Genomic DNA, 21,788 nt, shown 5'->3' with positions numbered 1-21,788 from the left:
GGTCGGATTCCTGCGCCGCTCGCGAGTTTCTGCGCCACTCGCGAGCGGGTGGTGCGGGTGAGGTGGATCGAGCGGGCCGAGCGGGCCGAGCGGGCGGCGCGCGGGGATCGAGCGGGCGGCGCGGGGGAGCGGCCGGGGTGCTCGGTCTCGGGGCGGGGCTCGTGCTCCTGCTCTCGGGGTGCGCGAGCGGGGCGGCGGAGCCCGTGCTCCCGCCCGCCGAGGGGGTCTTCGACTATCAGCTCGGCGGGGCGTACGACGAGGTCGGCGGCGAGCCGATCGACGTCGTCGTGCGCGATGCGGCGGCGGATCCGCTCGCGGACGCGTACAGCGTCTGCTACGTGAACGGCTTTCAGACGCAGCCGGGCGACGACGCGTGGCCGGAGGAGGTCCTCCTGCGCGACGCGGACGGATCCGTCGTCGTGGATCCCGATTGGCCGGACGAGCGGGTGCTCGACCCGTCGACCGCGGAGCAGCGGCGGGCGATCCTGGAGATCCTCGCGCCCATCATCGAGGGGTGCGCCTCAGGCGGCTTCGACGCGGTCGAGATCGACAACCTCGACACGTGGACCCGGTTCGACGCGATCGACGAGGAGGGCGCGCGCGAGCTGGCGCGCGCGTACGTCGACGTCGCCCACGAGGCGGGGCTCGCCGTCGCCCAGAAGAACGCCGCGGAGATCGCCGAGGTCGCCCGCGACGAGCTGGGGTTCGACTTCGCCGTCACGGAGGAGTGCGCCGCGTGGGGCGAGTGCGGCGCGTACGCCGATGCGTACGGCGACCGCGTGCTGCAGATCGAGTACCCCGAAGCGCTCGACGAGGCCGGGATGACCTTCGCCGACGCGTGCGAGGCGCCCGGACGTGCGCCCCTCGCGATCCTCCGCGATCGCGACCTCGTGCCGGTCGGATCCCCGGGTCACCTGCGCGAGGCGTGCTGAGGTGCTCAGGACGCGTCGCGGAGGAACTCGGGCCGGATCGTGGCGCGGAGCATCTCCTCGAGGGGCGTCTCGCGCAGCCCTCGGGTGACGAGCAGGCTCGCCATCGTCGAGACGGGCAGGCCCTCGGTCTCGGCCCGCGCGACGAGGCCTCGGGTGCCGCGCCCGGCGGGGCGATGCGGGAGAACGCCGCGTCGTCACCGCGGCGATCAGGAGCCGGAGGCCGCCGCGGGGCTCGCGAGGTCCTGAGGATAGTGCTCGTCCGCGCGGAAGACCGAGTCGTCCAGACCGAGCGCGGCCGTCACGGCCACCGCCTCGAAGGCCCAGTACCCGACGTACACCTTCTTCTTCGGGACGAGAGCGTGCCCGCCCCATCTGGACACGCCCTTCCACGCCGGATACCACTTCGCGAGGTACTGGGCCACGGCCTCCTCCGCCGACTCCCGGCTCTTCGCCTCGAACGCCCTGTCCAGCGCGCCCACCACCCGCGGGAGCATCAGATCGTCGCCCACCGGATGATCCGGACGGCGATCAGACGGCCCAGCAGCCGATCCCCCCCAGCCGAACTCCGCGGCGTCGACCACCCGATCGAAGGTGCCCTCGTCGACCTCGAAGACGATCGCCAGCGAGACGAGCCACAGCCACCCGCGGTAATGGTCCTTGTCGAGGAAGCGATCCCGGCCGCTCTGCCCGATCGCGAACATCGTCGCCCGCCTGTCGTCCGGGATGTCCCGCTTCGCGAACGCCACCGCGCGCTCCGCGGCCGACAGCGGCCCGAGGAACTCCACGCGCAGCGTATTGGCGTCCGCTCCCGCCGAGTACAGCGCCGCGAAGCGGTCCCAACGGGGCGCGATCGCCCGCTGCGCTGCCCCGATACTCGATGCCGATCCTCCACGCCTCGTCCGGCTTCGCCAGACGCCCTCCGTCGCCGTCGATGAACAGCGCCAGATGATCGAGCTGGCGGCCGAAGTACGCCTCGTCCGCACGCGGATCCCGCAGAGCACCGGTCGCCGCGGCGGCATCGTCGACCCTGCCTGTCGGCAGGTGAGCGCGCCACTCGCCGGGGATGTCGTCGTCGAGGTCCTCGAGCTCCGAGAACGCGATCCGTCCGGTCCAGAAGCCGTCACCGGCCCGTCCGGCATGCCGTACCGCTGGAGCTCGATCCCGTCCGGCCACCCGGCAGGGTAGGGCCAGACGGAGAAGGAGACCATCCCGTCGTCGCCGAACGAGAGATCCTGCATCCGCGCTCCGCGATAGGTCGCCGACGGACTGATGCGCCTGAGGGACATCTCGATCGGCACCTCGAGACGGAGCGGACTGGCCCAGGGATCCACCGCGTGGAGAACCCGGGTCCGTCTGCTCGTTGTCGAGGGGCCGCCGAGCTGGTAGATCACTCCGTCGACCAGTGCGTACGCGCCCCCGTTCAGCACCGTCGTGCCGTCTCCCACGGTGACGACACCGGGATCTCGACCTGTCATGGCGCCTCTTCTCGCTCACAGAGTGCTCTTCGGCTGCTCGCCGCCCAGGATGCGCATCACGGTCGCGTGGATGACCTCGGGATCGGTCGAGCGGACCACCCGCACGCCTGCGAGCGCGGCGCTGACCCGGATGCCGTGCAGCACCGGCGCGATCTGCTCGGGAGGCACCGCCCACTCCAGCGGGATGCGCAGGCCGCTGATCACATCCGCGATGTACAGGCGGCGGGCCGGCGGCGTCGCTCGGGAGCGCAGCTGCTTCGCGAGCCCCTTTCGGAAACCCAGATGCACCTCGACGCGCGAGTACCCGATCCCCCGCATCAGTGCCGCGCGTGGCGTGCCGTGCGTCTCGGTGTCGCCGCGTTCGTCGGTGATGAGCCCGCCGCAGACGTCTGACCAGAGCACGGGGGTGCCGGCGAGGCGCAGCCCGTCGCGAGTGATCGCGATGTACTCCCGGCCCGCGTCCCGTGCGGCGGTCAGGCCGAGGCGGAACCGCCGCACGGTGAGGAACGCCGGGATCGTCATCGCCAGCGCGATCGCGAGCGGCACGTACGTGCCCCACCGTCCGCTGTCGGTCACGGCGAGTGCGGCGGCCGCGATGATCTCGGCGGCGGCGATCAGCAGGATCGCGACTAGGGCGAGCGTGTTGCCGATCAGCTTGCCGCACCGCGCGTCGGTCCACGGATCGACGTCGGCGGGCTCCTCGATGCCGCGCTGCAGCAGCTCGAACTCGTGGCGCTCGACGTACCGCTGCGGGTGCGAGGCGGCGAGTGCGACGGCCTCCGCGACCTCGGGGGCGTCGTCGAGCATCTCGCACAGGCGCATCAGCCGGTTCGTGCCGATCTCTTCCGCCGCGCGGCTCTGGTCGTCTGCCACGAACTGCTGCTCCTCACGGCGGGCTGTCGGTTGGCATGGTACTCGAGCGGCCCGCGGGGAGACGCGGCCGCAGCCTCAGCCCGCGAACGCCTCCGCGACGCCGGCGTTCGCGATCTCGCCGGCGGCGACGTTGAGGCCCTTCGCGAGGGCGGGGTCGGCGGCGGCCGCGGCGTCCCAGCCGAGGTCGGCGATGCGCTGGATGTAGGGGAGCGTCGCGTTCGTGAGCGCGCGGGTCGACGTCTCGGGCACGGCGCCCGGCAGGTTCGCGACGCACGAGAACAGCACGTCGTGCACCGGGAACACGGGGTCGTCGTGGGTCGTGGGGCGGGACCCCTCGAAGCAGCCGCCCTGGTCGATCGCGATGTCGACGAGCACGGATCCGGCCCGCATGGCGCGCACCATGTCGTCGGTCACGAGCTTCGGCGCGGCGGCGCCGGGGATGAGCACGGATCCCACGACGAGGTCGGCGCCCGCGACGGCCTCCGCGACGGCGTGGCGGGTCGAGTGCCGCGTCTCGAGCGCGCCGCCGTAGCGGCGCTCGAGCTCGCGCAGCCGCGGCAGGCTCACATCGAGCACCGTGACCTGCGCCCCCAGGCCGAGCGCGCTCGCCGCGGCGTGCTCGCCCGCGACGCCGCCGCCGATCACCGCGACCCGGCCCCGCGGCGTGCCCGCGATGCCGCCGAGCAGCATGCCGCGCCCGCCCTTCGTGCGCAGCAGGTGGTGCGATCCGTTCACGATCGACAGGCGGCCCGCCACCTCGCTCATGGGGGTGAGCAGGGGCAGCGACCGGTCGGCGAGCTGCACCGTCTCGTAGGCGACCGCGGTCGTCCCCGCCTCGACGAGCCGCCGGGTGAGCGGACGATCGGCGGCGAGGTGCAGGTAGGCGAAGAGCGTGAGGTCGTCGCGCAGGAAGCCGAACTCGGCGGGCGTGGGCTCCTTCACCTTCACGAGCAGATCGGCCTCGCCCCACGTCTCCTCGGCGTCGGGCGCGATGCGCGCCCCTGCCGCCTCGTAGGCGCTGTCGGGGATCCGGGATCCCTCGCCCGCCCCGCGCTGCACGATCACCTCGTGCCCCGCGTGCACGAGCGCGTCGGCGCCGGCGGGTGTGAGGGCGACGCGGCCCTCGCTGTTCTTGACCTCGGTGGGGACGGCGATCTTCATCGATGCACTCCTCGGACGGTCGACGCGGTCGACGGTGACGGAATCTCCCCTCAGTGTCGCAGATCCGTCGTCAGATTGCGAGAGCGCGGCGCCGCGTGATGGGCAGATTGCACTCGGCCGTCCGTCACCTCCAGGGGATCTCGGGCGAGCGGAAGAACCGCGCGCCCTGCCGCTCCCACTCGCCCGCGAGGCCCGCGACGCGCGACCGGAAGCCCTCCCAGGTGCGCTCGGGGGTCGATCCGAGCGGCGCCGACCAGCCCGCCTCCGCGCCGCTCGCGAGGCGCGGGAGCACCTGGTGGTCGATGTCGTCGCGGGTGCGCACGGTCTCGGTCCAGAGCGCGCTCTCGACGCCCAGGACGTCGCGCTCGTCGAGCCCCTCGATGACGCCCGCGGGATCCCATCGGTACGAGCGCTCGACGCTCGTCGGCCCGTTCGCCCAGGTCAGGCCCACGGCCTGATCGGCGTCGTACTTCATGTCGAGGTAGATCGCGTCTGCGGGGGAGAGGATCACCCGGCCGCCGCGCGCGACGAACGCCCTGGCCTTCTCGTCGGCGCCGTCGGTCGGTTCGAGGAGGCCCCAGTACTGCCCGATCGCCCCCTCCGGCGTCGACGCCGCGCCCGCCTCGTGCCACGCGATCGGGGTCTTCCCCGTCTCGGCGACGATCCGCGCGGCGCGCGCCGTGAACTCGCGGTACACGTCGGGAGGCGTGCCGAGCGCCTCGTCCCCGCCGAGGTGCAGATACGGGCCGGGCGTCATCTCGGCGAGCTCTCCGAAGACGTCGCGGAGGAAGTCGTCGACGCCCGGCGCGTCCGCGACGAGCGACGAGAAGCCCACGCCGAGGCCGTGGTACGGCTCGCCCGCGACGGGGAGGCCCCCGCCGTAGATCTCGGCGACCTCGCGCACGGCGTCGCTGATGACGGGATCCGCCGCGAGCTCGGGATACGCGAGCCCGACCGCGTGCGTGTGGCCGGGCACGTCGACCTCGGGCACCACCGTCATGTGCCGCTCGGCCGCGGCGCGCACGATCGTCGCGTAGTCGTCGCGCGTGAGGAACCCGCCGGGGTCGCCCCACACGGAGGATCCCGATGCGGCCTCCGCGAGCTCGGGCCGAGAGTCGAGCCGGATGCGCCACCCCTGGTCGTCGGTGAGGTGCAGGTGCAGCACGTTCTTCTTCAGGTCGCTCGCCTGCCGGATGAGGCGCACGATCGTCTCGACCGGGTGGAAGTGCCGCGCGATGTCGAGCATGACGCCGCGGTAAGCGAAGCGCGGGGCGTCGCGCACCTCGACCGCCGGGACGCGCGCGGCGGATCCCGCGCCTTCCACGAGCTGCAGCAGGGTGCGGCCGGCCCAGAAGGCGCCCGCGGGGGCGGAGGCCTCGATCGCGATGCCGGTCTCGTCGACCGCGAGGGCGTACCCCTCCTCGCCGTGGTCGCCGCCGAGGCGGAGCGTCAGGGTCGGGGCGTCGGCGGCGGGGCCGGATCCGATGCGCTCGGCGAGGTCGCGCGCGAGCAGGTCGGCCTCGGCGCGGAGTGCATCGTCGGCGTCGACGGCGAGCCCGGACCCGAGGGCGAGCGCCCCGTCGCGCTCGTCGATCGACTGGGGCAGGGGGAGGAGGGGAAGGGCCATAGCGAGGCACGGTATCAGCGCGGAGGGCCCGACGTCGACACAGGTCTCGGATTTGTAAATGTTCCTCACGAATATCCGCTCCGGGCTTGCGCGAGGTCGATTTGTAAGGTCTACTTCCAAACATGCCATCGACGGAGATGACGCGGGGCACGGCCCGCCGCGCGAAGGTCTCGCCCGGACACGTCCGGGCGCACAACCGCGCCCTCGTGCTGCAGACGCTGTTCCAGAACGGCGAGCCGCTCAGCCGCGCCGACCTCGCGCGCCGCACCGAGCTGACGCGCGTGACGATCTCCGACCTCGTCGCCGAGCTCATCGACGGGGGGCTGCTCGTCGAGCACGGCGCGCGCCGCGCCTCCGGCCCCGGCAAGCCCGCCATCCTCGTCGACATCGACCGCTCCGGGCACCAGGTCGTCGGAATCGACCTGTCGGGCGCCGACGCCTTCGTCGGCGTCGTCATGGACCTCGACGGCACCGAGATCGCCCGCGCGAGCGTGCCGCGCCCCGCCGACCGCGCCGGCGACGAGGCCGTCGAGGCGACGATCTCGCTCGCCCGCCAGCTCGTCGCCGTCGCCACCCGGCCCCTCCTCGGCGTCGGCATCGGCGCGCAGGGCATCGTCGCGCCCGACGGGCGCGTGCTCGTCTCGCCGAACCTCGGCTGGCACGACGTGCCCCTCGAGAGCCTCGTGCACGAGGCTCTCGACCTGCCGGTCATCGTCGCGAACGACGCGAACGCCGCGGCGCTCGCGGAGTGGATCCTCGGCGCCTCCGGATCCGAGCTGCTGCTCGTGCGCATGGGCCGCGGATTCGGCGCCGCGCTCCTGTTCGACGGGCGCCCCGTGCTCGGCACCCGCAACGCCGCCGGCGAGATCGGCCACGTCACGGTCGGCACCGACGGCGGCCCCCTCTGCGCGTGCGGCAAGCACGGCTGCCTCGAGGCGTGGGTCTCGGCGCAGGCGCTCGCGAGCCGCATCGCCGCGGGCGAGGACCGCGCGATCGTGCTGCGGGAGGCCGCCGAGCGCCTCGGCATCGCGCTCGCGCCCGTCGTCGGCGTGCTCGACCTCGCCGAGATCGTCATCGCCGGCCCCGCGGAGCTGTACGACGACGACTTCATCGCCCACACGATCGCGACGCTGCGCGAGCGCACGCTCGCCGACTTCCACGACGGCGTGCAGGTCGCGCGCTCATCGCAGGGCGAGGACATCGTGCTGCGCGGAGCCGTCGCGATGGTCATGTCCGGACGCCTCGGCGTCGCCTGAGACCCACCTCACACACCCATATCCCTCGCACCGCCCGGGAACGACCCCGGGCGCCCCACCAAGAGAGAAGGAACTCCCATGAAGCGGATGATCGGAGGCCTCGCCATCGTCGGCGCCACGGCCCTCGTCCTCAGCGGCTGCGCCAGCGGCGGATCCGGCGACCAGGGCGGCGGAGGCTCTGCCGACTCCGGCGAGCTGCGCGTCTGGCTCGTCGGGTCGGACACCCCCGACGAGGCGCGCGACTACCTGAAGGAGACGTTCGAGTCCGAGAACGAGGGCTGGACGCTCACGATCGAGGAGCAGCAGTGGACGGGCCTCGTCGACCTGCTGACGACGAGCCTGTCCGGATCCGACAGCCCCGACATCGTCGAGGTCGGCAACACCCAGGCCGCGGCCTTCACGTCGGCGGGCGCGTTCCGCGACCTCACCGACATCTACGACGACCTCGGCGGCGACGACCTGCTGCCCGGCTTCGTCGAGGCCGGCACGTACGACGACGCCGTCTACGCCGTGCCGTACTACTCGGGCTCGCGCATCGTCTTCTACAACACCGCGATGTACGAGGAGGCAGGCATCGAGGCGCCGACCACGCTCGACGAGTACGTCGCCAACGCGTCGACGCTCGCCGAGGCGACGGGCGTCTCGGGCGTCTGGTTCCCCGGCAAGGACTGGTACAACGCCCTCCCGTTCATCTGGGAGAACGGCGGCGAGATCGCCGTGCAGGACGGCGACGAGTGGGACGCGCAGCTCTCCAGCCCCGAATCGATCGCGGGCCTCGAGCAGGTGCAGGAGCTCATGGCCTCGTCGAAGGCGCCGAAGGACGGCGACGAGACCGACGCCTGGGTGCCGTTCCGCGAGGAGGAGGCGACGACCCTCTCCGTCCCCAGCTGGGGCTACTGGTCGATCGTCGCCGATGACGACGGCAACGACACCGCCGTGACCGACACGCTCGGATCCTTCGCCCTGCCGGGCAAGGACGGCGGCGCCGCGCAGGTGTTCGCCGGCGGATCCAACATCGCGATCGCCGCGAAGTCGAACAGCCCCGAGCAGGCCGAGAGCGCGCTGAAGATCATGCTCAGCGAGGAGTACCAGACCATCCTCGCCGAGGGCGGTCTCGTCCCGGCCCTCACGTCGCGCGGCGACAAGACCGCCGGCGCGACCCCCGAGCTCGCCGCGCAGATCGCCGAGGCGGCCGCGAACGCCAAGCTCACGCCCGCCTCGCCGAAGTGGGCCGACGTGGAGGCCGCGCAGCTGCTGCAGGACTTCTTCGTCCAGATCGCGAACGGCGGCGACGTCGCCCAGCTCGCCGAGACGCTCGACACGGAGATCGAGCAGATCCTCAACGGCTGATCCCCATGACGCAGACAGCCACGAGGCCCCGGCGCGGAGCGACCTCCGCGCCGGGGCCCGCCCCCCAGAAGACCGGATCCGGGCCGCGTCGCCCGCCGAAGCGCGGATCCTTCCTGCGCGGCCCCGCCGCGCTCCTCGCCCCCGCGGGGATCATCGTCGCGATCCTCACGGGCTGGCCGCTCGTGAAGCTCCTGGTGATGTCGTTCCAGGAGTACGGGCGCGCCCAGATCTTCGGCGCGGCGCCGGAGTTCGTCTGGTTCGACAACTACCTGCGCGTCCTCGCCGACCCCGCGTTCTGGGGCGTGCTCACGCGGTCGCTCGCGTTCGCGGGCGTCAACGTGGCGCTCACGATGGTGCTGGGCGTCGGCATCGCGGCGATGATGACGAAGCTCGCGAAGCCCATGCGCATCCTCGTCTCCATCGGCCTGCTGCTCGCGTGGGCGATGCCGCCGATCTCGGCGACGACCATCTGGGGATGGATCTTCGAGACCCGGTCGGGGCTCGCCAACTACGTGATCACGCAGCTGACGGGCGTCGACTTCATCGGGCACTCGTGGCTGTTCGATCCGTTCAGCTTCTTCTTCGTGGCGACCGTGATCGTCACGTGGATGGGCGTGCCGTTCGTCGCGTTCACGACGTTCGCCGCCCTCATGCAGGTGCCGGGTGAGGTGCTCGAGGCCGCGTCGCTCGACGGCGCCAACGGGTGGCAGCGCTTCCGCGCCGTGACCTTCCCCTTCATCCGCAGCGTGGTCGTGGTGGTGCTCGTGCTCCAGATCATCTGGGACATGCGCGTGTTCACGCAGATCTACACGCTGCAGACGATCGGCGGCCTGCGCAGCGAGACGAACGTCATCGGAACCTACATCTACGAGGTCGCGACGGCCGGCGGCGACCAGGGCGCCGCGGGCGCGATCGCCGTGATCCTCGTCGCCATCATGCTCGTCGTCTCGGGCTACTACGTGTTCGCGACGGTTCGCGAGGAGGAGCTGTGACCACGACCCAGACCCGCGCCCTGCTGACGGGCGACCGGGCCCCGCGCGGCGTCCGCACCGGGAAAGCGCGCCGTCTCTCGCCGCGCCGTGCCGTCTCGCGCACGCTGCTGAACGTCGCCGCCGTGATCGTGTTCGTCGCGAGCGCGTTCCCCGTGTACTGGATGATCAACTCGGCGCTCCTGCCGAACTCGGTCGTCACCTCGTCGACGCCGCACTTCTGGCCCGACCAGTTCACCCTGTCGAACTTCGTCGAGGTCATCACCGAGCCGAGCGGCAGCATCGCGTTCCTCCCGGCGTTCGCGATGAGCGCCGTCGTGACGATCACGGCCGTGCTCGTGGCGCTGCTGTTCGCGTTCTTCGCGGCGCTCGCGCTCAGCCGGTTCCGCTTCCGCAGCCGCAAGGGCATCATCATCGGGATCCTCGTGATCCAGATGATCCCCGTCGAGGCGCTCATCATCTCGACCTATCGCGTGCTCGACTCGTGGCAGCTGCTGAACAGCGCGATCGGCCTCACCGCCGTGTACATCGCGATGGTGCTGCCGTTCACGATCTGGACGCTGCGCGGTTTCGTCGCCGGCGTGCCCGCGGAGCTCGAGGAGGCGGCGATGATCGACGGATGCAGCCGGATGGGCGCGTTCTGGCGGGTCACGTTCCCGCTGCTCGGCCCGGGCTTCGCCGCCACCGGCGTGTTCGTCTTCATCCAGGCGTGGAACGAGTTCATCTACGCGCTCGTCGTCATGACGCGCCCCGAGACCCGCACCCTTCCCGTGTGGCTGCGCGCCTTCGTGCAGGCGACGAAGGAGACCGACTGGGCGGCGATCATGGCCGGGTCGACGCTGTGCGCGATCCCCGTCATCATCTTCTTCCTCATCGTGCAGGGCCGCATGGCCCAGGGCATGGTGGGAGGGGCGGTCAAGGGATGACGGCCAGGCGCATCGGGCTCGACGTCGGCGGCTCGAAGGTCGCCGGCGTCGCGCTCGGCCCCTCAGGCGCGATCGTCGACGAGGTGCGGATGCCCACCCGCACCGGCAACGACGGGGTCGTCGAGACGATCCTCGCGGCGGTCGACCTGCTCGCCCCCGACGGGGCCGCGTCGATCGGGATCGGGATCCCCGGGCTCGTGGACGCGGGTCGCGTGCGGCATGCCGTGAACCTCGGCGTCGTCGACCTCGAGCTCGCGGCGGAGCTCGCCTCCCGCACGGGCGCGGCCGTGGCGGTCGACAACGACGTGCGCGCGGCGGCCCTCGGCGAGTTCGCGGCGCGCGGCGGTCGGTCGCTGGCGCTCCTCAACATCGGCACGGGCGTCGCCGCGGGGCTCGTCCTCGACGGGCGCCTGCAGCGCGGGGCGTCGGGCGCCGCGGGCGAGATCGGCCATCTCGTGGTGGACCCCGCGGGGCCCGAGTGCCCCTGCGGGCAGCGCGGCTGCATCGAGGCGTTCACGGGCGGCGGCGCGATCGGGCGCCGCTGGGGGAGCGACGCGGCGCTGCCCGTGCGCGAGGTGTTCGACGCGGCCGATGCGGGCGATGCCCGCGCCAGGGGGATCCGCGACGACGCGGTGCGCGCCATCGCGGCCGCCGTGCGGGTGCTCGCCCTGTCGGTCGACGTGGAGCGGATCGTGTTCGGCGGCGGCGTCGTCGACCTGGGGGAGCGGCTGCGCCCCCTCGTGCTCCGCGAGCTCCGCGCGGAGGCGGCGGCCGCGCCGTTCCTCGCGACGCTCGCCCTCGCCGACCGCGTCGTCTGGGGGTCCGAGGTCGCCCACGCCCCCGCGCGCGGTGCGGCGCTCCTCCCGGAGGAGCTCGCGCTCGCCTGAGGAGCCGACCGTTTATCACAGGCGTGATAATCTGCGGCCATGGCTCACCTCGAGGCGGCATCGATGTCGTACGCGCTCCCCGACGGGCGCCCCCTGCTGCGCGACGTGTCGCTGCGCGTCGGCGACGGGGAGCGCGTGGCCCTCATCGGCGCCAACGGGGCTGGCAAGAGCACGCTGCTGCGCATCATCCTCGGCGAGGTGCCGGCGGAGGACGGCGCCGTCTCCCGCGACGGGAGCCTCGGCGTGATGCGTCAGTTCCTCCCCGGAGGAACGGTGCGCGAGCTGCTGCTGTCGGTCGCTCCTCCCCGGATCCGCGAGGCGGCGCGGCGCCTGTCCCGTGCCGAGGCGGCGATGGAGGAGAGCGGGACCACGGAATCCCAGATGGCCTTCGCCGACGCCGTCTCCGCCTGGGGCGACGCGGGCGGATACGACGCCGAGGTGCTGTGGGACACCTGCACGGTCGCCGCGCTCGGCACGTCGTTCGACCGGTGCCGCGATCGCGCGGTGTCCACGCTCTCGGGCGGGGAGCAGAAGCGGCTCGCGCTGGAAGCGCTGCTCGCCGGGCCCGACGACCTGCTGCTGCTCGACGAGCCCGACAACTCGCTCGACGTGCCCGGGAAGAGGTGGCTCGAGGAGCGGCTGCGCGCGACGGACAAGGGCGTGCTGTACGTCAGCCACGACCGCGAGCTGCTCGCCCGCACGGCGACCTCGATCGCGACGCTCGAGCTCGGCGCGGCGGGCAGCACCTCGTGGACGCACGCGGGAGGCTTCGAGACCTACCACCGTGCGCGGGAGCGGCGGTTCGAGCGCCTCGACGAGCTGCGCCGCCGCTGGGACGAGGAGCGCGCGAAGCTGCGCGCGCTGCTGCTCATGTACAAGCAGAAGGCCGCGTACAACTCCGACATGGCGTCCCGCTATCGCGCGGCGCAGACGCGGCTCGAGCGCTTCGATCAGGCCGGGCCGCCGGAGGAGCAGCCGCGGGAGCAGCACCTCGAGATGCGGCTGCGCGGCGGGCGCACGGGCAAGCGGGTGCTCGTCTGCGACGGGCTCGAGCTGACGGGGCTGATGCGGCCGTTCGACCTCGAGGCCTGGTACGGCGACCGGATCGCGGTGCTCGGCTCGAACGGATCCGGCAAGTCGCACTTCCTGCGCCTGCTCGCGGCGGGCGGCGCCGATCCCGAACCGGGGCAGGAGCCGGTCGCCGACGCCGTCGTGGAGCCCGTGCCGCATGCGGGATCCGCGCGTCTGGGCGCTCGGGTGAGGCCGGGATGGTTCGCGCAGAACCGCGGGCGCCCCGATCTCGTGGGGCGCACCCTGCTCGAGATCCTGCACAGGGGCGACGACCGGCGCGCGGGGATGCCGCGCGAGGAGGCGTCGCGGGCGCTCGCGCGGTACGAGCTGGCGGCATCGGCCGAGCAGCGGTTCGACGCGCTGTCCGGCGGCCAGCAGGCGCGGTTCCAGGTGCTCCTCCTGGAGCTGGGCGGCGCGACGATGCTGCTGCTGGACGAGCCGACGGACAACCTCGACCTCGTCTCGGCCGAGGCGCTGCAGGGGGCGCTGCGCGCCTTCGAGGGGACGGTGCTCGCCGTCACGCACGACCGGTGGTTCGCGCGCGACTTCGACCGGTTCGTCGTGTTCGGCGCCGACGGGCGCGTGTACGAGAGCGACGACCCGGTCTGGGATGAGGGGCGCGTCGCCAGGGAGAGGGGCTGAGGGCGTGCCCGCGCGGATCGATCCGGTCGCGCGGCGGCAGCGGGTCGTCGAGGCGGCGTTCCGCCTCGTCGTCGCCGAGGGCGTCGCGGGGATGTCGCTGCGGAAGGTCGCCGACGAGGCCGGCCTGAACATCGGCTCGGTGCGGCACTTCTTCGATGGCCATCACGACCTGCTCGCCGCCGCCGCGGAGGAGGCGGGCGAGCGGATGGGGAGGCGGCTCGCGGCGCATCCGGTCGAGGCGCTGCGCGCCCTGCGGGGAGAAGCGGCGCTCGAGGCGCTGCAGGAGCTGGTCGAGGCGGTGCTGCCCGTCGACGAGGCGCGCCGCGACGAGGTGACCGTGGTGATGGAGCTCATCGCGGCCTCCCGCACCATGCCCGTGTTCCGCGATGTCGCGGGGCGGATGGGCGCGGATCTCGCGGCGGTGCTGCGCGACGCCCTCGCGGCCGTCGGGGCGCCGGACGCCGATCTCGCGGCGGCCCAGCTCTCGGCGCTGATCGGCGGCCTGACGATCGACGCGATCACCCCGCACGGCGACCTCGCGACGGCCGACCTCCGCCGCATCCTCCGCGCGCACCTGCGACTCCTCACGCGGATCGGGGCGGGCGGCACGCGCGCCGAGTGACCATGAGATCCGCGAGCGACCACGAAATTTCTTGGTCACTCGCGGATTTCGTGGTCGCTCGCGGGTGCTCAGGAGTCGTGCGGCGAGATCTCCCCCCGGCCGCTACAGCACCGCCGCGAGGAAGTCCTTCGTGCGCTGCTCCTGCGGGTTCGCGAAGATCTCCTCCGGCGTGCCCTCCTCGACGATGCGCCCGCCGTCGAACATGAGCACGCGGTTCGACACGTCGCGCGCGAACTGCATCTCGTGCGTGACGATGAGCATCGTCACGTCGGTGTTCTCCGCGATGTCGCGCAGGATCGACAGCACCTCGCCGACGACCTCCGGGTCGAGCGCGCTCGTGACCTCGTCGAGCAGGAGGATCTCGGGATCCATCGCGAGGGCCCTGGCGATCGCGACGCGCTGCTGCTGACCGCCCGACAGCGACGTGGGATGCGCGTCGGCCTTGTCGGGCAGCCCCACCTGCTCGAGCAGCTCGTGCGCGCGGCGCCGCGCGTCGGCCTTCGGGATGCCCAGCACGTGCACCGGCGCCTCGATGATGTTCTCGATCACGGTCATGTTCGGGAACAGGTTGAACTGCTGGAACACCATGCCGATGCGCTTGCGCATCTCGGTGCGGTGCTTCTCCTTCAGCGCCACGCGCTTGCCGTCGCGCTCGACGTGCGTCAGCGGCTTGCCGTCGATGAGGATGTAGCCGCCCTGCGACTCCTCCAGGGTCATGACGAGGCGCAGGATCGTCGTCTTCCCGGACCCGCTGGGCCCGATGAGCGTCACGCGATCGCCCTTGCGCACGGTGAAGTCGAGGCCGTCGAGCACGGTGTGGTCGCCGAATCTCTTCACGATGCCGTCGAATCGGATCGCGGGCACCTCCCCGTCGGGGAGGGTGATGGCGCCGGTGTGGCTGTCAGTAGTGGGCAAGGCGCTTCTCCAATCGTGCGATGAGGAGGGACGTGGGGTAGCTCGCGACGAGGAAGAGCACGCCCGCGACGATGATCACCTCGGTGAAGCGGAACGTCCCGGCGCCGTACTCGCGGGCGGTGCCGACCATGTCCATCACCGCGATCGCGACGAGGAACGGGGTCTCCTTGAACATCGAGATGACGTAGTTCCCGAGGGCGGGCACGGTCGCCCGCACCGCCTGGGGGATGACGACCGCGATCCAGGTGCGCGCGGGAGACATGCTGAGGGCGGTCGTCGCCTCCCACTGGCCCGTCGGCACCGCGTCGATCCCGGCCCGGTACACCTCGGCCATGAACGTCGCGTAGTGCACGCCGAACACGACGATGCCGACCACGATGCCCGGGACGCTGGGGATCGCGTAGTAGACGAAGAGCAGCTGCACGACCAGCGGCGTCATGCGGATGAAGTTCATGAGGAACGTCACGACGCCGGAGATCGGCTGCGGGGCGCGGCGGCGGACGAGCGCGATGACGAGACCGAGCACGATCGCGATCACGCTGCCGAGGGCGGTGACGAGCAGCGTCACCTTCACGAAGGCGACGAGCATGTCGGGCAGGGCCGCCCAGACGTGATCCCAGTTCCAGAGGGATTCGTCGATCATGCGGCGGCTCCTTCCACCTCGGGCACGGTCTGGAGCTTCGTGCGGCGCCCGAGCTTGGCGGTCGCGCGGCGCTCCAGGAGGCCCATGAGGGTCGAGAGCGCGTACGCGAGCACGAAGTAGATCACGAGCGCGATCGAGTACGAGAAGAACACGTCGGTCTCCACGCGCAGCTTGTTGAACACGGCCGTCATGTCGACGATCGTGATCGTGAAGACCACCGCCGTCCCCTTCAGCAGCTGGATCAGCAGGTTGTTGAGCGAGGGGATCATGAGCGCCCACGCCTGCGGGAAGATGACCCGCCACATGCGCTGCGCGCGCGACATGCTCAGCGCGATCGTCGCCTCCCACTGCCCCCTCGGGACGGAGTCGATGGATCCGCGCACGACCTCCGCCGCGTAGGCGCCGTAGTTCAGCCCGAGCCCGATGATGCCCACCGCGACCGGCTCGATCTCGATGTAGAACGGCGGCAGCGGCAGCACGAAGAACAGGAAGAACAGCTGCACGACGAGCGACGTGCCGCGGAAGAACTCGATGACCACGCGGGCGAAGCCCCGCACGAGGATGTTCTCGAACCGCGCGAGCAGCCCGAGTGCGACGGCGATGACGAGCGCGAGGAGGGCGCCGCCGATCGTCAGCTCGACGGTGATGAGGAGTCCGTCGAGGATCTGCGGCAGGCGCCTCCCCAGCGCCTCGAGATGATCACTCACGAGAATCGCGCGCGTCGGCCGTCACTGCTGCAGGTCTTCGAGGTCGCCCGAGCAGAGCTGCTCGGTCGTGAGATCGGCGGGCGGCAGGTTCTCCGCCGTGAAGCCGAACGGCTCGACGAGGTCGAGGTAGGCCTGCTCGTCGCCCGTGATCTTGGCGAGCTCCTCGTTGTACGCCTCGAGCAGCTCGGTGTCGCCGGGACGGAAGACGGTCGCGCCGGCGCCGATCTGGCTGACGCCGTCGATCTCCTGCACGAACGCGTCGGTGGTCTCGAGGTCGTCCATGTCCTCGGTCATCCAGGCGAGCGAGACGGCGGTCAGCGCGAACGCGTCGGCGCGACCCGCCTGCACCGTCTCGAGGCCCGACGAGGCGCTGTCGACCTGCACGACGCTGCTGTAGCCGCCGAGCTGATCGACGTAGCCGTCCTCGATCGCGCCCGACTGGAGCGCGAGGGTGACGTCGCCGTCCGACTCCAGCACGGAGTCGAGGTCGGTCAGGCCCTTCGGGTTGCCGGCGGGCACCGCGAGGGTCGTCGTGTACATGATCTCGGGGTCGCTGAACGCGGCCTCGGCGCAGCGCTCGGGCGTGATCGACATGCCCGCGCTGACCGCGTCCCAGCGGCCCGCGTTGAGGCCGGGGATGAGGTTGTCCCATGCGACCTCCTCGACCTGCACGTCGTCGATCCCGAGGTTCTGGAAGATCTGCTTGTGGAGCGCGATCGTCGCGCCGGTCGGCTCGCCGGACTCGTCGATCCACGAGTAGGGCTGCTCGCCGTTGATGGCGAGCGTGATCGAGCCCTTCTCCTGGAGCTGCTCGAGCGTGCTCGCGTCGGAGTCTGCGTCGGTCGGCGCGGTGCTCGTGCAGCCGGCCAGGGCGAGTCCTGCGGCGCCGAGCGCGGCGATCCCGGCCATCGTGCGGGTCCTGAACGTCATCGTCATCCTCTTTCGTCTCGGATGCACCCGGTGCGGGCGCCGGATATGGAGCGTTGACCGTCGAACACGATACGTTCTCCGCCGACGAGGGGACAATCCCACACGAAGATTGTTGACAGCTATACCCAATCGTGATGTTCTGTCGCGGAGACGGCTTCGTGTCCGCGGGCGGCGCGTCGGATCCGCCCCGCGCGGCATCCCCGCGGGCAGGGGTTCTAGGATGGGTCGACGTTTCGGGAAAGGGAGTCGGATGGCAGGTGTCTCGCGAGCGCACGCTCCCGCGTCCGTGTTCCGGGTGGCGCGCACCTCCACGGTCGATCTCATCGCGATCGAGCTGCGGAACGCCATCTACTCCGGGGCGCTCGCCGTCGGCGCCTCGCTCGGCGAGGCCGAGATCTCCGCGCAGCTCGGCGTGAGCCGCGGTCCCTTCCGGGAAGCCGCGCAGCGCCTCGTGCAGGAGGGCCTGCTCACCGCGATCCCCGGACGCGGCCTGCGGGTCTCGCAGATCCCGCCGGAGAGCGTCGGCGACGTCTACGAGGCGCGCCTCGCCATCGAGGCGCAGGCCGTGCGGCGCATCGTGCAGGACGGGCGGGCGTCGGGCATCGACGCGATCGAGCGCGGGTACCGCGAGCTCGTGCGGGTGAGCGACGGCGACGACGCCCGCGAGATCGGCGACGCGGATCTCGCGTTCCACCAGATCCTCGTCGACGCGGCGGGCAGTCCGCGGCTCAGCCGCATGATGACGACGCTCGTCATGGAGACGCGCATCGCGAGCTTCAGCCAGCCCGACGGCTACTCCGTGCGGCGGAGCGTGTCGCCCAGCTACGAGGCGCTCCTCGCGGCTCTTCGCGGCGGAGACGCCGCCGCGGCGGTCGCCGCGCTCGAGACGCAGTTCGGCGAGGCGGTCGCGCGCCTCAACGGCGAGACCGAGATCGAGACCGTCGAGACCGACGCCGAGCCCGAGGGGCTGCAGCCCATCGAGCCCGGCGCGCTCTCGGACGGCGTGTGAGGGCCGGCGGTCAGGCGCTCTCGGCGGCCGGCTCGCCTCCCTCGATCATCCACGTCACGCCGTAGGCGTCGACGACCTGGCCGAACCACGAGCCCCACGGCGCCTTCTCGAACGGCAGCACCACGGATCCGCCGTCGTGCAGCGCGCGGAAGAAGCCCTCGAGCTCGTCGCGGTCGTCTCCGTAGACGCAGATCTCGACCTTCGAGCGCCCGGCGCGCTCCTCCGGGCCGTCGGCGGCCATGATCGTGATGCCGTTCCTGAGCTCGAGCTGCCCGTGCATGACCCAGTCGGGCTCGCCCGGCGCGTCGTCCATGGGCATGTCGCTGTATCGGGTGATGTCGACGGCGCCGCCGCCGAACACCCCGCGGTAGAACTCGAGGGCGCTGGCGGCGTCGCCGTTCAGCATGATGTACGGAGCCTGCTGGAATGCCATCGGTCTCTCCTTCGCTCAGCCGGACGCCGTCGCCCGGTCACGGAAGAAGGGTGACACGCGCCTCCGGCATCCGGTAGGGGCAGGGGCGAGGGGAGCAGGACGGATCCGTGCGCGACGTCGCGCTCGAGGTGCTCGTCTCCGGCCCGATCTCGCGCACCGACCTCGCCCGTCGCCTCGGCCTGTCGCAGCCGAGCCTGACCCGGCTCACCAAGCCCCTCCTGGCCTCCGGCCTCATCGCCGAGGTCGACGCCGGGCCCGATCGGCCGCGCCGCGCGGGGCGGCCGAGCCAGCCCCTCGCCGTCGTGCCGAGCGCCCGCCGGTTCGTCGGCGTGAAGGTCACGGGCGCGGCCGTGCACGGCGTGCTCGTCGACCTCACCTGCGCGGAGCTCGCCCGCCGCGACGAGCCCCTGGCGGACACCGACCCCGCCGCCGTCGTGGACGCGATCGCCCGCACGGCCGCGACCCTCGCCGGAGAAGAGGGCATCGCCGCGCTCGGCATCAGCATCAGCAGGCCGGTCGCGGGCGGGCGCGCGGTGGCCGACTCGCCCTTCCTCGGCTGGCGCGAGCGGGTCGAACTCGCCGACCTCGTCGAGGCGGCGACCGGCGTGCCCGTCGCCGTGAGCAATGACATCTCCGCGCTCGTCCGCGCCGAGCAGTGGTTCGGGGCGGGGCGCGACGCCGAGAACGTCGCCGTCGTCACGATCGGCGCCGGCGTCGGCTTCGGCCTCATCGCGGGCGGGCAGATCGTGGAGAGCGCCGACGCGGGCATCGGCCACGTCGGCCACATCCCGCTCGACGACTCGGGGCCGCTGTGCGCGGCCGGCCACCGCGGGTGCGCGATGGCGATGCTCACCACCGACGCGATCTGCGCGCAGGTGTCACCCGCCCTCGGTCGCGCCGTCGGCTACGACGAGGTGCTGCGGCTCGCGGGGGAGGGGGACCCCGCCGCGGCGGCGGTCGTCGGCGCCGCGGGCCGAGCCCTCGGGCGGCTCGTCGCCCTCGCGGCCAACTTCACCTTCGCCCGCACGATCGTCGTCTCCGGCGAGGGCGACGAGCTGCTGGGCGTCGCGCGAGATGCCTTCGACGCGGAGCTCGCCGCGCGCCGCGACCCGCGCGCTGACCCGGTCGAGGTCGTCGTGCGCCCCGCCGACTTCATCGAGTGGGCCCGCGGCGCCGCGGCCGTCGCGATCCGGGCGCGGGGGGGGGCAAGCCCCCCCCGCGCGTCGCTGTCAGTCGGTGCCGGCGTCGAACGCGGCGGCCTCGCCAGCGCGGTCGAGATCGGCGTCGCCCGCGGATCCCTGCGTGATGTTCTGCGCCTCGCCCTGCTCGAGCGTGCCGATGAGGTCGCCCGTCGTGCCCCCGATGAGGCCGCGCGACACGTAGCCCTCGAGGCGAGCGCGCGAGTCGGCGATGTCGAGGTTGCGCATGGTGAGCTGGCCGATGCGGTCGACCGGCCCGAAGGCCGCGTCTCCGACGCGCTCCATCGACAGCTTCTCGCCCGCGTACGACAGCGAGGGGCCCTCGGTGTCGAGGATCGTGTAGTCCTCGCCGCGGCGCAGGCGGATCGTGACCGTGCCGGAGATCTCGGATCCGACCCACTTCTGGATCGACTCGCGCAGCATGAGCGACTGCGGCTCGAGCCAGCGGCCCTCGTACATGAGGCGGCCGAGGCGGCGCCCCTGCTCGTGGTAGGTCGCGAGGGTGTCCTCGTTGAGGATCGCGTTGACGAGGCGCTCGTAGGCGATGAACAGGAGCGCCATGCCGGGGGCCTCGTAGATGCCGCGGCTCTTCGCCTCGATGATGCGGTTCTCGATCTGGTCGCTCATGCCGAGCCCGTGGCGCCCGCCGATCTCGTTGGCCTTCATCACGAGGGCGACGGCGTCGGAGAACTCCTCGCCGTCGATCGCGACGGGACGGCCCGCGTCGAACGTGACCCGCACGTCCTCGGTGGGGATCTCGACCGACGGATCCCAGAACCGCACGCCCATGATGGGCTCGACGATCTCGAGCGAGGCGTCGAGATCCTCGAGGGTCTTCGCCTCGTGCGTCGCGCCCCAGATGTTCGCGTCGGTCGAGTAGGCCTTCTCCGCCGAGTCGCGGTACGGGTAGCCGTGCGCGACGAGCCACTCGCTCATCTCCTGGCGGCCGCCGAGCTGGCTGACGAACTGCGCGTCGAGCCACGGCTTGTAGATGCGCAGGCGGGGGTTCGCGAGCAGGCCGTAGCGGTAGAAGCGCTCGATGTCGTTGCCCTTGTAGGTCGACCCGTCGCCCCAGATCTCGACGCCGTCCTCCTTCATGGCGCGCACGAGCAGCGTGCCGGTGACGGCGCGGCCGATGGGCGTGGTGTTGAAGTAGGTGCGGCCGGCGGAGCGGATGTGGAACGCGCCGCACGCGAGGGCCGACAGACCCTCCTCGACCATGAGGGGCTTGCAGTCGATGAGGCGCGATCTCTCCGCCCCGTACTGCAGCGCGCGCTCGGGGATCGAGGCGATGTCGTCCTCGTCGTACTGACCGAGATCTCCCGTGTAGGTGTAGGGCACCGCCCCGGCGTCGCGCATCCACGCGACCGCGCAGGAGGTGTCGAGACCTCCGGAGAAGGCGATGCCGACGCGCTCGCCGACGGGCAGGTTCTCAAGGACGTTCGACATGCGGACGAGTCTAATGCTCCGCGGCCGTGCGCTCCGTGCGCGGGCCTCCTACACCCTGCACGCACGCGGGCCCGCGCGTCACCTGCTCGCGTTACCATGAGAGCCAGGTCCACCGGGGGAGAACCATGGCCAAGGGCAGCACGAAGAAGAAGCGCGGCGGCGTCGTGCTCGGCGCGCTGGGTGGCGTGCTCATCCTCGGCGGCGTCGCGGTGCTCACCGCCCTCTGGCTCGCGCCCCAGGAGGTCGAGCGGGTCTACGGCAACGTGCGCACGGAGGCGATCGGTACGGTCGACCGCGTGCGCGAGCAGGTCTTCGACGACATCCCCACCGTGCGCCTCGGGGTCGAGGGCGATCGCGCCGAGCTCGACTGGTGCGACGGATCCTTCATCACGATGCGCTCCTACGAGCGCGAGGGCGTTCCCACGACGGCCGCCGCGCACAACAACTGCGGCGGCGACGTGCTGCTCTCGTGGGACGAGGGCCAGAAGGTCGGCATCGAGGGCACCGACGACGTGTACGAGGTCGTCGACATCCGGTACACGTCGAAGATCTGGTCGAGCACCGACGACCTCGTCGGCCTGCAGGGCGACCTCGCGCTGCAGTCGTGCTTCTACGGCGAGGACCGCATGAAGTTCGTCGGCATGAAGAAGATCGAGGGCTGACGGGGAGACCGCACGTCCCGCTCGACGCCT

The 21,788-nt window shown here is 72.0% G+C and carries 21 protein-coding genes and 1 pseudogene; 12 read left to right on the top strand and 10 right to left on the bottom strand.

The features are described from left to right. The first annotated feature begins 137 nt into the window (after positions 1-137). A complete protein-coding gene (locus tag NHL53_RS06090) occupies positions 138-932 on the top strand; it encodes an endo alpha-1,4 polygalactosaminidase (protein ID WP_433775957.1) in 795 nt (264 codons plus the stop codon). A gap of 206 nt (positions 933-1,138) precedes the next feature. Here the strand turns inward: NHL53_RS06090 and NHL53_RS06085 are convergent, their stop codons facing one another. Next, complete coding sequence (locus NHL53_RS06085; RefSeq protein ID WP_433776040.1) at positions 1,139-1,951, bottom strand: PoNe immunity protein domain-containing protein; 813 nt, start codon at positions 1,949-1,951, stop codon at positions 1,139-1,141. Between NHL53_RS06085 and NHL53_RS06080 the strand changes: the two genes are divergently transcribed. Beyond that, a complete protein-coding gene (locus NHL53_RS06080) occupies positions 1,878-2,117 on the top strand; it encodes a hypothetical protein (RefSeq protein ID WP_433776043.1) in 240 nt (79 codons plus the stop codon). The two genes, NHL53_RS06085 and NHL53_RS06080, sit on opposite strands and share 74 nt — an antisense overlap. 305 nt (positions 2,118-2,422) lie before the next feature. Here the strand turns inward: NHL53_RS06080 and NHL53_RS06075 are convergent, their stop codons facing one another. The 3 genes from NHL53_RS06075 to NHL53_RS06065 all read right to left on the bottom strand — a co-directional run bounded on the left by NHL53_RS06075 (position 2,423) and on the right by NHL53_RS06065 (position 6,068). Further along, positions 2,423-3,280 carry a hypothetical protein gene (locus NHL53_RS06075; protein WP_433775956.1) on the bottom strand — a complete coding sequence of 286 codons (858 nt, stop codon included), beginning with the start codon at positions 3,278-3,280 and terminating at the stop codon, positions 2,423-2,425. A gap of 75 nt (positions 3,281-3,355) precedes the next feature. Then, positions 3,356-4,441 carry an alanine dehydrogenase gene (gene ald, locus NHL53_RS06070; RefSeq protein WP_433775955.1) on the bottom strand — a complete coding sequence of 362 codons (1,086 nt, stop codon included), beginning with the start codon at positions 4,439-4,441 and terminating at the stop codon, positions 3,356-3,358. A 124-nt stretch (positions 4,442-4,565) separates the two neighbouring features. Continuing rightward, the gene (locus NHL53_RS06065) at positions 4,566-6,068 is read right to left on the bottom strand and encodes a beta-N-acetylhexosaminidase (protein ID WP_433775954.1); all 1,503 of its coding nucleotides are present in this window, start codon (positions 6,066-6,068) and stop codon (positions 4,566-4,568) included. Between the two features lie 122 nt (positions 6,069-6,190). Between NHL53_RS06065 and NHL53_RS06060 the strand changes: the two genes are divergently transcribed. From NHL53_RS06060 to NHL53_RS06030, 7 genes are all read left to right on the top strand, one after another. Next, positions 6,191-7,324, top strand: a complete 1,134-nt coding sequence (locus NHL53_RS06060) for an ROK family transcriptional regulator (protein ID WP_433775953.1) — start codon at positions 6,191-6,193, stop codon at positions 7,322-7,324. A 78-nt stretch (positions 7,325-7,402) separates the two neighbouring features. After that, complete coding sequence (locus NHL53_RS06055) at positions 7,403-8,674, top strand: extracellular solute-binding protein (protein WP_433775952.1); 1,272 nt, start codon at positions 7,403-7,405, stop codon at positions 8,672-8,674. Positions 8,675-8,679: 5 nt separating this feature from the next. After that, the gene (locus NHL53_RS06050) at positions 8,680-9,666 is read left to right on the top strand and encodes a carbohydrate ABC transporter permease (RefSeq protein WP_433775951.1); all 987 of its coding nucleotides are present in this window, start codon (positions 8,680-8,682) and stop codon (positions 9,664-9,666) included. Beyond that, positions 9,663-10,589 (top strand): carbohydrate ABC transporter permease, encoded by a 927-nt coding sequence (locus NHL53_RS06045; RefSeq protein ID WP_433775950.1) that lies wholly within the window; start codon positions 9,663-9,665, stop codon positions 10,587-10,589. Before NHL53_RS06050 ends, NHL53_RS06045 begins: the two co-directional genes overlap by 4 nt. Continuing rightward, positions 10,586-11,476, top strand: coding sequence for an ROK family protein (locus NHL53_RS06040; protein WP_433775949.1), 891 nt, complete (start codon positions 10,586-10,588; stop codon positions 11,474-11,476). The genes NHL53_RS06045 and NHL53_RS06040 overlap by 4 nt, the downstream gene beginning before the upstream one ends. Before the next feature lie 39 nt (positions 11,477-11,515). Beyond that, the gene (locus tag NHL53_RS06035) at positions 11,516-13,189 is read left to right on the top strand and encodes an ABC-F family ATP-binding cassette domain-containing protein (RefSeq protein WP_433775948.1); all 1,674 of its coding nucleotides are present in this window, start codon (positions 11,516-11,518) and stop codon (positions 13,187-13,189) included. Positions 13,190-13,193: 4 nt separating this feature from the next. Next, the gene (locus NHL53_RS06030; RefSeq protein ID WP_433775947.1) at positions 13,194-13,811 is read left to right on the top strand and encodes a TetR/AcrR family transcriptional regulator; all 618 of its coding nucleotides are present in this window, start codon (positions 13,194-13,196) and stop codon (positions 13,809-13,811) included. 102 nt (positions 13,812-13,913) lie between these two features. Here the strand turns inward: NHL53_RS06030 and ehuA are convergent, their stop codons facing one another. The 4 genes from ehuA to NHL53_RS06010 are packed head-to-tail and all read right to left on the bottom strand — an operon-like array spanning position 13,914 to position 17,006. Beyond that, on the bottom strand, positions 13,914-14,726 hold the full coding sequence (ehuA, locus tag NHL53_RS06025; protein WP_433775946.1) for an ectoine/hydroxyectoine ABC transporter ATP-binding protein EhuA: 813 nt from the start codon (positions 14,724-14,726) through the stop codon (positions 13,914-13,916). After that, positions 14,713-15,369 (bottom strand): ectoine/hydroxyectoine ABC transporter permease subunit EhuD, encoded by a 657-nt coding sequence (ehuD, locus tag NHL53_RS06020; protein WP_433775945.1) that lies wholly within the window; start codon positions 15,367-15,369, stop codon positions 14,713-14,715. Before ehuD ends, ehuA begins: the two co-directional genes overlap by 14 nt. Continuing rightward, complete coding sequence (locus NHL53_RS06015) at positions 15,366-16,076, bottom strand: amino acid ABC transporter permease (RefSeq protein ID WP_433775944.1); 711 nt, start codon at positions 16,074-16,076, stop codon at positions 15,366-15,368. The genes ehuD and NHL53_RS06015 overlap by 4 nt, the downstream gene beginning before the upstream one ends. A gap of 21 nt (positions 16,077-16,097) precedes the next feature. Then, entirely contained in the window at positions 16,098-17,006 is a 909-nt protein-coding gene (locus NHL53_RS06010; protein WP_433775943.1) for a transporter substrate-binding domain-containing protein, read from the bottom strand. Positions 17,007-17,256: 250 nt separating this feature from the next. On the opposite strand from NHL53_RS06010, the gene NHL53_RS06005 reads away from it, so the two are divergent. Continuing rightward, a complete protein-coding gene (locus tag NHL53_RS06005; protein WP_433775942.1) occupies positions 17,257-18,015 on the top strand; it encodes a GntR family transcriptional regulator in 759 nt (252 codons plus the stop codon). Between the two features lie 10 nt (positions 18,016-18,025). Here the strand turns inward: NHL53_RS06005 and NHL53_RS06000 are convergent, their stop codons facing one another. Then, positions 18,026-18,448 (bottom strand): VOC family protein, encoded by a 423-nt coding sequence (locus tag NHL53_RS06000; protein ID WP_433775941.1) that lies wholly within the window; start codon positions 18,446-18,448, stop codon positions 18,026-18,028. Positions 18,449-18,555: 107 nt separating this feature from the next. On the opposite strand from NHL53_RS06000, the pseudogene NHL53_RS05995 reads away from it, so the two are divergent. Next, positions 18,556-19,458, top strand: a pseudogene (locus NHL53_RS05995) (ROK family protein); the annotation flags it as partial. Positions 19,459-19,677: 219 nt separating this feature from the next. On the opposite strand, the gene argG reads toward NHL53_RS05995, so the two are convergent. Next, complete coding sequence (gene argG, locus NHL53_RS05990; protein WP_433775940.1) at positions 19,678-21,096, bottom strand: argininosuccinate synthase; 1,419 nt, start codon at positions 21,094-21,096, stop codon at positions 19,678-19,680. A 125-nt stretch (positions 21,097-21,221) separates the two neighbouring features. Between argG and NHL53_RS05985 the strand changes: the two genes are divergently transcribed. Further along, a complete protein-coding gene (locus NHL53_RS05985) occupies positions 21,222-21,758 on the top strand; it encodes a hypothetical protein (protein WP_433775939.1) in 537 nt (178 codons plus the stop codon). The last annotated feature ends 30 nt before the right edge of the window (positions 21,759-21,788 follow it).

The organism is Microbacterium sp. gxy059 (assembly GCF_050958665.1).
Taxonomy (GTDB): Bacteria; Actinomycetota; Actinomycetes; order Actinomycetales; family Microbacteriaceae; genus Microbacterium.
The sequence above is the reverse complement of the archived record's forward strand: the minus strand, read 5'-3'. Positions and strand labels throughout refer to the sequence as shown.

Excerpts from the sequence above, each read along its gene's own strand:
- NHL53_RS06080 (WP_433776043.1), top strand. The coding sequence starts at position 1,878 with ATGATCGAGCTGGCGGCCGAAGTACGCCTCGTCCGCACGCGGATCCCG.
- NHL53_RS06085 (WP_433776040.1), bottom strand. The coding sequence starts at position 1,951 with ATGCCGCCGCGGCGACCGGTGCTCTGCGGGATCCGCGTGCGGACGAGG.
- ald (WP_433775955.1), bottom strand. The coding sequence starts at position 4,441 with ATGAAGATCGCCGTCCCCACCGAGGTCAAGAACAGCGAGGGCCGCGTC.
- NHL53_RS06065 (WP_433775954.1), bottom strand. The coding sequence starts at position 6,068 with ATGGCCCTTCCCCTCCTCCCCCTGCCCCAGTCGATCGACGAGCGCGAC.
- NHL53_RS06060 (WP_433775953.1), top strand. The coding sequence starts at position 6,191 with ATGCCATCGACGGAGATGACGCGGGGCACGGCCCGCCGCGCGAAGGTC.
- NHL53_RS06055 (WP_433775952.1), top strand. The coding sequence starts at position 7,403 with ATGAAGCGGATGATCGGAGGCCTCGCCATCGTCGGCGCCACGGCCCTC.
- NHL53_RS06050 (WP_433775951.1), top strand. The coding sequence starts at position 8,680 with ATGACGCAGACAGCCACGAGGCCCCGGCGCGGAGCGACCTCCGCGCCG.
- NHL53_RS06040 (WP_433775949.1), top strand. The coding sequence starts at position 10,586 with ATGACGGCCAGGCGCATCGGGCTCGACGTCGGCGGCTCGAAGGTCGCC.
- NHL53_RS06035 (WP_433775948.1), top strand. The coding sequence starts at position 11,516 with ATGGCTCACCTCGAGGCGGCATCGATGTCGTACGCGCTCCCCGACGGG.
- ehuD (WP_433775945.1), bottom strand. The coding sequence starts at position 15,369 with ATGATCGACGAATCCCTCTGGAACTGGGATCACGTCTGGGCGGCCCTG.
- NHL53_RS06010 (WP_433775943.1), bottom strand. The coding sequence starts at position 17,006 with ATGACGTTCAGGACCCGCACGATGGCCGGGATCGCCGCGCTCGGCGCC.
- NHL53_RS06005 (WP_433775942.1), top strand. The coding sequence starts at position 17,257 with ATGGCAGGTGTCTCGCGAGCGCACGCTCCCGCGTCCGTGTTCCGGGTG.
- NHL53_RS06000 (WP_433775941.1), bottom strand. The coding sequence starts at position 18,448 with ATGGCATTCCAGCAGGCTCCGTACATCATGCTGAACGGCGACGCCGCC.
- argG (WP_433775940.1), bottom strand. The coding sequence starts at position 21,096 with ATGTCGAACGTCCTTGAGAACCTGCCCGTCGGCGAGCGCGTCGGCATC.
- NHL53_RS05985 (WP_433775939.1), top strand. The coding sequence starts at position 21,222 with ATGGCCAAGGGCAGCACGAAGAAGAAGCGCGGCGGCGTCGTGCTCGGC.